This window comes from Streptomyces sp. NPDC016469 (genome assembly GCF_040632905.1).
GTDB lineage: Bacteria > Actinomycetota > Actinomycetes > Streptomycetales > Streptomycetaceae > Streptomyces.
In genome coordinates, this window is the sequence record NZ_JBEYCQ010000034.1 from 62,241 (window position 1) to 70,877 (window position 8,637).

An 8,637-nucleotide genomic window follows, 5' to 3' on the forward strand; every position below is an offset into this window, starting at 1 on the left:
GAGGGAAATCAGAAAGGGGACCATGTGATGCAGAAGCATGTGAAGCGATACCTGGGAAAGGTACTCCCGGCCGTTCTCACCGCACCCGTGCTCGTGGCGCTGATTCCGGGGAGCGCGCAGGCGGCCACCTATTCGATGGACGGGAAGAATCCCATTTCCGCCGGGTGCTCCGGCGACGCCACCACCGTGAAGCGCGCGCTGATCGGCACCTCCAGCTGGACGCTCGGTGCCATTGAGCTGCGGTACAGCGTCAAGTGCCACACCGCGTGGGCACGGATCAGCCTCTCCGAGGACGTGTGGGGCAAGGCCCAGATCGTGCGGAACTCGGACGGTAAATCTTATAACTGCACGAAGCTTTCCTACAGCTCGTCGCTCGGCAGTTATACCTGCTACACGGCGATGGTGTACGACAAGGATCCGCTCTCCTCATATGCGGAAGGCTGGTCCCAGTACGACAACGTGAGCCTCCACTCGAAGACGCCTTCGTACTGACCGCTGAATCGGCTCGCGGGCAAGGAAATGGGGCTGGGCCGGATCCTCGGATCCGGCCCTGCCCCATTTTCCGTTGGTCGAAGCCGTCAGCTGGTGACCTTGATGTCCGAGACCTTCCCCCGGAAGTTCCCCTCGCCGCTCGGCGGGAGCTTGGTGAGCCAGACGAGCAGGAACCGCGCCTGCACAGGCTTGGCGGGCTTCAGCGACACCAGGGTTCCCGCCCCTTGGGCGACCGTGTCGAAGCCGGTGGGCTCGGTCGGTACCGTGGAGCCGCCGGCGGTACGCAGCTCGACCGAGGTGGCGCCGCCGAGGAAGGACACGTCCACCTTGCCGACGCGCTGTGTCGAGCCGAGGTCGAGGACGACGCCGACGCCTGTCTTCAGATTGCCGAACTCGGCCGACGCGTACCAGTCCGTGTACCAGTACGAGCTCGGGTCGTCGTCGTAGACCTTGCCTATGCTCTGCGGCTTCTCACTGCCGTCGGGGCCGAGCGGGTCGTAGTCCTGGGCGGTGACGATCGGGACCGGCTTGCTCTTTTCGACCGGCGGGGCGTCGTTGTTCTGCGGGTTGGACTGAGTGGTGCCTGGGTCCCCGCCGGAGTTGTTGTCCCGGTCGATGAGCGTCTCGGCGAGCTGCCAGCTGCCCAGGCCCAGGGCGGCGATCAGCAGAGCGGACACAGCCCACTTCAGGGCCTTGCCGGTGCGGCTCTGCAACGGCGCGGGAGGCACCGGTACGACGGGCTGGGTGACGACGGCACCGGCCGCCGCCGGCCTTCCGTACGTGCCCTGCTGGTAGGTGGTCCGCTGGTATTCGGGCGGGGCGGTGAAGACGGGCTCGGGCGGGGGGATGCGGGGCATGGCCGCCACGGCCTTGGCGAGCTCGTCGGGCGTGGTGCACGGCTGCTCCTGGCGGGACGCCGTGGCGCCGTCGTTGGCGAGAGCCCGCATGGCGACCTCGGAGAGGCCCCGGTGGACTCCGGCCCGCACCTGGTCGGGCGGGAGCAGCCCCATTCCCTTGGGCAGCCCGGTGAGCCCGTACGCATCGCTCTCGTACGGCCAGCGCTGAGTCAGCGCGGCGTACAGCAGAGCCCCGATCGCCTCCGTGTCGGCGCGCTGGGGGCCGTCGGACGTGATGCCCCGCAGGGCGGCGTTCACCGCGAGGCCCCGGATGCGGTACTGGCCGGACGAGCTGCGCAGCACGGCCCCCGGCGTGAGCCTCAGGTGGGCCAGGCCCTCCCGGTGCGCGGCCGCCATGGCCTGGGAGATCTGGCTGACGAGCTGGTACGCGTCGTGGGCGTCCATCGGGCCCGCGCTCAGCAGCGCTGTGAGCTCGGTGGCGTCGGGAAGCCACTCGTGGACGACGTAGACGAGTTCGTCCTCCTCGACGGCATCGAGGACCTGCACGAAGCGTGGGTCGCCCAGCAACGCGGAGGACCGGGCGGCGGCCAGGACCGAGCGAGCCCGCGGGTGGTCCGCGGGCAGGAGGTGGACTCCCACCGCGCGGCGCAGCTTCTCGTCGACGGCACGCCAGCTGCTGAACCCGTCCAGACGGGTGACGCATTCCTCCAGCCGGTACCGGCCGGCCAGCTTGTGACCGCTGTGCAGATCCGGGGCGGCCGGGAAGGTCTTCGATGCGGCCTTCTCGTCGTTCTCCTCCTGGGAGCCCGTGTCCGCCGCGTCCTGCGCTTCTGCCGTGCCGTCGGTCGTGGCCTCGTCCGCCTTGGCGGCCAGCGGCTCGTTCCCGCTGTTGTCGGCCACGTCGACGGCAGCCGTGCTACGTTCCGCCACCGTCGTTCCTGCCTCCCCATCCGTTGCGCGATGCCAGCCAGCTCTGCCCTGCACAGTCACGCCAATTGTGCCCACACTCCGGCGCTATGCACGACACGCGGAGACCGGCGATGGTTGTGCGGGCCGGCCGGCCTCAGCGGCCGAGCCGCCCCCTGACCATGCCGACCATGCCGTTGATCTCCTCGATCCGCATTCTCCTCGCCGCGACGAAGAACACTCCCAGCAGCAGGGCACCGCCGCAGACCAGCGCGACGAGCGAGCCGAACGCGCCATCCCCGAGCACCCGCAGGAGGCCGAAGCCCACGGCCCCGCCGACCACCGTGGCGGGCAGCGCGGCGAGGCACAGCCTGGCGTAGGTGCGGACCACGTGCGCGCCGTCCAGGTCGCCGCCCAAGCGGTTGCGCAGCCGGCGCCAGGCGATCCCGACGCCGACGGCGTACGCCAGGCCGTACGAGGCGGCCATGCCGACGACGGCCCACTGGGCGGGCAGCACGACGTAGCAGAGGGCGGAGGCCACCGCGTTGACCAGGGCGACGATGACGGTGTTGTAGAAGGGCGTGCGGGTGTCCTCGTACGCGTAGAACCCGCGCAGCACCACGTACTGCACGGAGTAGGGGATCAGGCCGAGGCCGAAGGCCATCAGGATGAAGCCCATGGAGCGCGCGGCCTCGGGGCCGCTGGACGAGTAGAGCAGGGTGCACATCGGCACACCCAGGGCGAGGAACGCGAAGGCGACCGGGACGATGGCCACGGCGGAATTGCGGAGCCCCTGCGAGATGTCGTCGCGGACGGCGCCGGGGTCGTTGTCGTGGGCGGCCCGGGAGATCCGGGGCAGCAGAGCGGCCATGACCGAGACGGTGATGATCGCCTGCGGCATGCCCCAGATCAGCTGGGCGTTGGAGTAGGCGAGGAAGCCCGCGCCGTCTGTTCCGGATGCCTTGCCGGCCGAGGTCGCGAGCTGGGTGACGACCAGCACACCGGCCTGGTTGGCGAAGACGAACAGCACCGTCCACTTCGCGAGCTTTATCGTCTTGCCCAGCCCGTGGCCCTTCCAGTCGAACCGCGGACGGAAGCGGAAGCCGGCCTCGCGCAGGTACGGGACCATGGCCAGCGCCTGCACGACCAGGCCGAGCAGGGTGCCGATGCCGAGCAGCCGCACGCCTTCCGGCGGGATCGTCTGCACGCCCATGTGGGACTCGTGGGACGTTCCGTAGACCCAGATGAACATCCCGAAGGTGAAGATCATGACGATGTTGTTCAGGACCGGGGTCCACATCATCGCGCCGAACTTCCCGCGGGCGTTGAGGATCTGGCCCATCACGACGTGCACACCCATGAAGAAGATGGTGGGCAGGCAGTAGCGGGCGAAGGTGACGGCGACGTTGTTGGCCGCCGGGTCGTCCGCGATCGTCGAGGACATCAGCCGGATCAGCCAGGGGGCCGCGAAGACCACCACGGCGACGATGAGGCCGAGGGCGACCATCACCAGGGTCAGCAGCCGGTTGGCGTAAGCCTCGCCGCCGTCCTCGTCGTCCTTCATCGAGCGGACGAGCTGGGGGACGAAGACGGAGTTGAGGCCGCCCCCCACGGTGAGGATGTAGATCATCGTGGGCAGCGTGTACGCGATGGTGAAGCTGTCGCCGAGCAGGGCCGCGCCGAGCGCCGCGGTGATCACGAGGCTGCGGACGAAGCCGGTGAGGCGTGAGACGAGAGTTCCGGCCGCCATGACGGCGCTGGACTTCAGCAGGCTGGAGGCGCGGCCGCCGGACTTGGACGGCGCCGGGGCGGGTTCGGGCTGGGCCGGTGCCGGAGAGGCGCCGGGGTTCGCGGGGCCCTCCTGGTCGCGGAAGAGGTGAGCGAAGGCGTCGGGCTCGTCGCGGTTCGCGGAAGCCTGCGTGACGAGGTCGTCCACACCCACGAACTGGGTCGTCGCGGCATTGTCGCCGTACGGGAGGTGGCGCGAGGGTCCGGCGGGCTCGGGCGGCGGCGTCTGGGCCCAGATACGGGGGTCGGGGGCGTACTGGGGCGCCGGAGGCTGCTGATAGAGCGGCTGCGGCTGCTGGTAGGTGCCAGGAGGCGGCGGCGGATGCGCGGCGCGGTCGTACAACGCCTCGTCCACCGGGTCCTGGGCGGAGAGATCCTGGGCCCGGTACGGGTCGTAGTCGTACGCGGACTGCAGATACGGGTCCGGGGCCGGTTGCTGCTGCGGGTCAGGGGGCACCGGAGGGCCGCCGGAGTACCCGGCCCCGCCCGTACCCTGACCGCGGTCACCGTCGTACGGCGCGTTCATCGAAACCCCACCTCATCGTCCCCGGCCGACCGGCCACGACAGACATCGCTCAACGGTCCACTTTCTCACCCGTGCCCGACGGCTCCGCGCTTTCGGGACCGGTGTCCGGCGTCGGGTCACTCGGCTGCTCGGGTTCACTGCCGTCGTCGCCCGCCGCGCCGCCCGCGTTGGCGCGCTTGCGATGTGCATACATCCTGATGCCCGCCAGCACCAGCAGCAGGAGCCCGCCGGCGATGACCAGAAGCACCGTCGGGGTGATCTCGGAGACCTTTACGGTGAAGGCCATTTCCTGGCCGTACGGAGTCCCGTCCTCGGTGTAGAGCTGCGCGGTCATCTGGACCTGGCCGTTGATGTTGGCCGCCGCGTCGAACTTCACGGACTGGCTGTGCCCGGCGCCGATCTGGATGGGCTGCTCCGCGATGCTGCCGCCGTCGTTCAGCTTGAGCCTGGTCGCGTTGTCGGACTTCAGCCGCAGCACCAGGTGATCGACGTCCTGCAGCAGCCTGTTCTGCACGGTCACGGGGATCGTGGCGCTGCGGCCGGAGAGGGTGATGTCCGACTTCGGGACGAGCTGGACCTCGCCCACGAGCCCTTGCAGATACGTGTGGACCGAGTCCCGGTACTGCTGGGCCTCCAGTGGCCTCCCCCGCCACGACGTCGACATGGACCGGTTGACGGCGTTGCCGAAGGGGGTCACCACGCGCTCGGGGTGGGTGAGGATGACCTGGAAGTTGTCGAGCGAGGACTGGATGGACTTGATGTCCTGGAACGCCTGCGTGGGCAGCTCCTGGCGGCGCAGCTTCTTCGGGTACCGGGATGCCGGAGGTACGTCGGTGGTGGCCTCGGAGTCCGGCTTGGTCGCCGCCGCCTGAGCCAGGCCCTCGGACTTCGTCCAGCGGTCGCCGCCCAGTGCGTCGATGGCGCGTGCCATCGACTGCGCCTGAGCGACCGTCGGTGTGCGCTGGGGCGCCACGACGACGGACCGGTCCTTGTCCGTGTCCTGCTCGGCCAGGGCGAGGGTCACGGCGAGGAACTTCTGCACGGCGAGCGTGGAGCTCCCGGCGTTGCCCATGTCGCCCTGGAAGGCCGTGGAGAGCCTCGCGTCGGCGACGACCGCCGTGGTGCCGCCGCCGATCGGGCGGGCGGCGGACGGCGTGTAGACCAGATTCCCGGTCTCGTCGAGGCTGTCGCTGCGGGCGATCACATGGTGGGCACCGGCCGAGGTGGCGACGTCCACGATCGAGGGGTCCACCGCACCGTCGACCGGCCACGCGAAGTCGGTGGACGGCTTCAGGTGGAGGATCGTCTCCACCGTCATCCCGGCGACCTCACTGGCGGTCTGCAAGTGGCTGAGGGTGCCGGAGACGTTCTTGCCGCGGTGGGCGATCGAGGCCAGGTCCGGGTCACCGAAGGGCAGGGCCACGACCTTGCCCTCGGACACGGCCGCTTCCAGCGAGGTCAGCCACTTCTTGGCCACGTCCTGGTTCGTTCCGGCGACCGTGGTGTCACCGGACTTGACCCGGTAGGGCTTGGTCATCGCATCGACACCGGCCAGCAGGTCCGGATCGATGACCCAGGTCACGGGCAGTCGGCTGCCCAGGGAGACCATCTGTTCGAGTCGGCCGCCCGGCGCGATCTCCGCGGCGAGGTCGTCATCGGCGAACACCGGGGTCTGCTGCTCGTCCGAGCCGGTCTCCGCCGTGAGGTGTGCGGACGCGATCAGCGGCCAGAGGTAGCTGATGCCGACCTTGGAGTCGCGGTCGCCGTCCTGCCAGGGCAGGAAGGTCCGCTTGATGCCGAGCACCTGGTCGTAGAGGGTGTGCGAGGTGCGTCCCGACAGCGAGACGCCCAGCTGGTAGACCCCGTCGTCCCCGAGGCCGAGCTTGCTGACGGGAACGGACAGGGTGAAGTCCTGGCTGATTCCCGAGCGCAGCTTGTCGATCTGGACCGTGTACTTGCCCCCGATCGGATAGGGGTCGGTACCGGGCAGGTATCCCGTGCGCCGAGCGGCCGTGTCGATAGCGGTCCTGCTGAAGAGGCGGGGGCCGACCCGCAGGTCGACCTGGGCGTCGGTGACCGTCTCCTTGCCCTTGTTGGTCAGCGTCCCGGAGATCCGCAGCGTGTCCCCCTTCTCCGGGGCGCTGGGGGCGATCTCGTCCAGGGACACCGACACCGTGCTGGAACCCGTCGGAGCCTTGGCCGGAGCGTCGGCCCGGGCCTGCGGGGCGGAGGCTCCGGCCAGCAGGGCGGCGACGAGCGGAGCCCCGGCGAGCACGGCGGCTGTGCGCCGCAGCCACCGGCGGGCAGGAGAGGGATTCATCCCCTGGATGTCTGCCGCCTCGGCCACGCGTACCCGTCCCTCGTCATCGTCAACTGCTGTTGATCGTCGTCCGTTGCTGCGTCCCCGCATGGTAACGAGGTGCGTCGGGGCTAAGTGCCGGGGAGTGTGCTGCATGATCGGGAGAGTCTTGCAGGGCCGGGGAAATGGGTGACGCCCGGACCGGTCCGTGCACGTACCCTTTTCTGTTGTGCCGAATGCCAACGAAGACAACCCCAGCGCCCTGACCCAGGTGCAGCACCGCGCAGTCAGTGAACTGCTGCGGGTCGCCCCGGTCGCCGACGACCTCGCCCGCCGATTCCAGGATGCCGGATTCAGTCTCGCACTGGTCGGCGGCTCGGTCCGTGACGCACTTCTCGGCAGGCTCGGGAACGACCTGGACTTCACGACCGACGCCCGCCCCGAGGACGTGCTGAAGATCGTCAGGCCGTGGGCCGACTCCGTGTGGGAGGTCGGGATCGCCTTCGGCACGGTGGGGGCGCAGAAGCACGGCTACCAGATCGAGGTCACGACGTACCGGTCGGAGGCGTACGACAGGACCTCGCGCAAGCCGGAGGTGTCCTACGGGGACTCCATCGAGGACGACCTGGTGCGGCGCGATTTCACGGTCAACGCCATGGCCGTCGCGTTGCCCGAGAAGGACTTCATCGATCCCCACGACGGCCGGAAGGACCTGGCCGAGCGCGTTCTGCGTACGCCCGGAACGCCCGAGGCGTCGTTCTCCGATGATCCGCTGCGCATGCTGCGGGCGGCACGGTTCGCCGCACAGCTCGACTTCGACGTGGCCCCCGAGGTCGTCACCGCCATGACGGAGATGGCGGGCCGGATCGAGATCGTCTCCGCCGAGCGGGTGCGCGAGGAGCTGAACAAGCTCCTGCTCTCCGCGCACCCCCGGAAGGGTCTGTCCCTCCTCGTGGAAACGGGGCTGGCCCAGCAAGTCCTGCCAGAGCTGCCGGCACTCCGGCTGGAGAGCGACGAACACCACCGGCACAAGGACGTGTACGAGCACTCCCTGACCGTCCTGGAGCAGGCGATCGGCCTGGAGGAGGACGGACCGGACCTCGTTCTGCGTCTCGCCGCTCTCCTCCATGACATCGGCAAGCCGAGGACGCGGCGCTTCGAGAAGGACGGGCGGGTCTCCTTCCACCACCACGAGGTGGTGGGCGCCAAGATGACCAAGAAGCGGATGACGGCGCTCAAGTACTCCAACGAGATGGTCAAGGACGTCTCGAAGCTGGTGGAGCTGCACCTGCGCTTCCACGGCTACGGCGACGGTGAGTGGACCGACTCGGCGGTTCGCCGCTATGTACGGGATGCCGGCCCGCTGCTGGAGCGGCTGCACAAGCTGACCCGTTCGGACTGCACCACGCGGAACAAGCGCAAGGCCGCCGCTCTCTCGCGCACCTATGACGGCCTTGAAGAGCGCATCGCCCAGCTGAAGAGCCAGGAGGAGCTGGACGCGATCCGGCCGGACCTGGACGGGAACGAGATCATGCAGATCCTGGGCGTGGGGCCGGGACCGGTCATCGGCAAGGCGTACGCCTTCCTGCTGGAGCTGCGCCTGGAGAACGGCCCGCTGGAGCACGATGTGGCGGTCGCGGAACTGAAGAAGTGGTGGGAGGCGCAGAGCTGACGCTCTCGCTCCCGCTCAATGCGTCGGCGCTCATGTTTCACGTGAAACAATATACCCCACCCCAAACCCCGACCCCGTGGTTTTGGGTGAAAAAAAC

The 8,637-nt window shown here is 69.1% G+C and carries 5 protein-coding genes; 2 read left to right on the plus strand and 3 right to left on the minus strand.

Features of this window, described 5'->3' with window-relative positions:
- Positions 1–27: 27 nt before the first annotated feature.
- Entirely contained in the window at positions 28–492 is a 465-nt protein-coding gene (locus ABZ565_RS30015) for a DUF2690 domain-containing protein (protein ID WP_361033662.1), read from the plus strand.
- An 86-nt stretch (positions 493–578) separates the two neighbouring features.
- Here the strand turns inward: ABZ565_RS30015 and ABZ565_RS30020 are convergent, their stop codons facing one another.
- The 3 genes from ABZ565_RS30020 to ABZ565_RS30030 form a co-directional block, all read right to left on the minus strand.
- Positions 579–2,279, minus strand: a complete 1,701-nt coding sequence (locus ABZ565_RS30020) for a protein kinase family protein (RefSeq protein WP_361033665.1) — start codon at positions 2,277–2,279, stop codon at positions 579–581.
- A 133-nt stretch (positions 2,280–2,412) separates the two neighbouring features.
- Complete coding sequence (gene murJ, locus ABZ565_RS30025) at positions 2,413–4,569, minus strand: murein biosynthesis integral membrane protein MurJ (protein WP_361033668.1); 2,157 nt, start codon at positions 4,567–4,569, stop codon at positions 2,413–2,415.
- A 49-nt stretch (positions 4,570–4,618) separates the two neighbouring features.
- The gene (locus ABZ565_RS30030; RefSeq protein WP_361033671.1) at positions 4,619–6,916 is read right to left on the minus strand and encodes a DUF6049 family protein; all 2,298 of its coding nucleotides are present in this window, start codon (positions 6,914–6,916) and stop codon (positions 4,619–4,621) included.
- A 181-nt stretch (positions 6,917–7,097) separates the two neighbouring features.
- On the opposite strand from ABZ565_RS30030, the gene ABZ565_RS30035 reads away from it, so the two are divergent.
- Entirely contained in the window at positions 7,098–8,540 is a 1,443-nt protein-coding gene (locus ABZ565_RS30035) for a CCA tRNA nucleotidyltransferase (RefSeq protein WP_361033674.1), read from the plus strand.
- Positions 8,541–8,637: the final 97 nt, after the last annotated feature.

What these genes read in the sequence shown, in the direction of transcription:
- ABZ565_RS30015 (WP_361033662.1), top strand. Translation starts at nt 28, where the DNA reads ATGCAGAAGCATGTGAAGCGATACCTGGGAAAGGTACTCCCGGCCGTT.
- murJ (WP_361033668.1), bottom strand. Translation starts at nt 4,569, where the DNA reads ATGAACGCGCCGTACGACGGTGACCGCGGTCAGGGTACGGGCGGGGCC.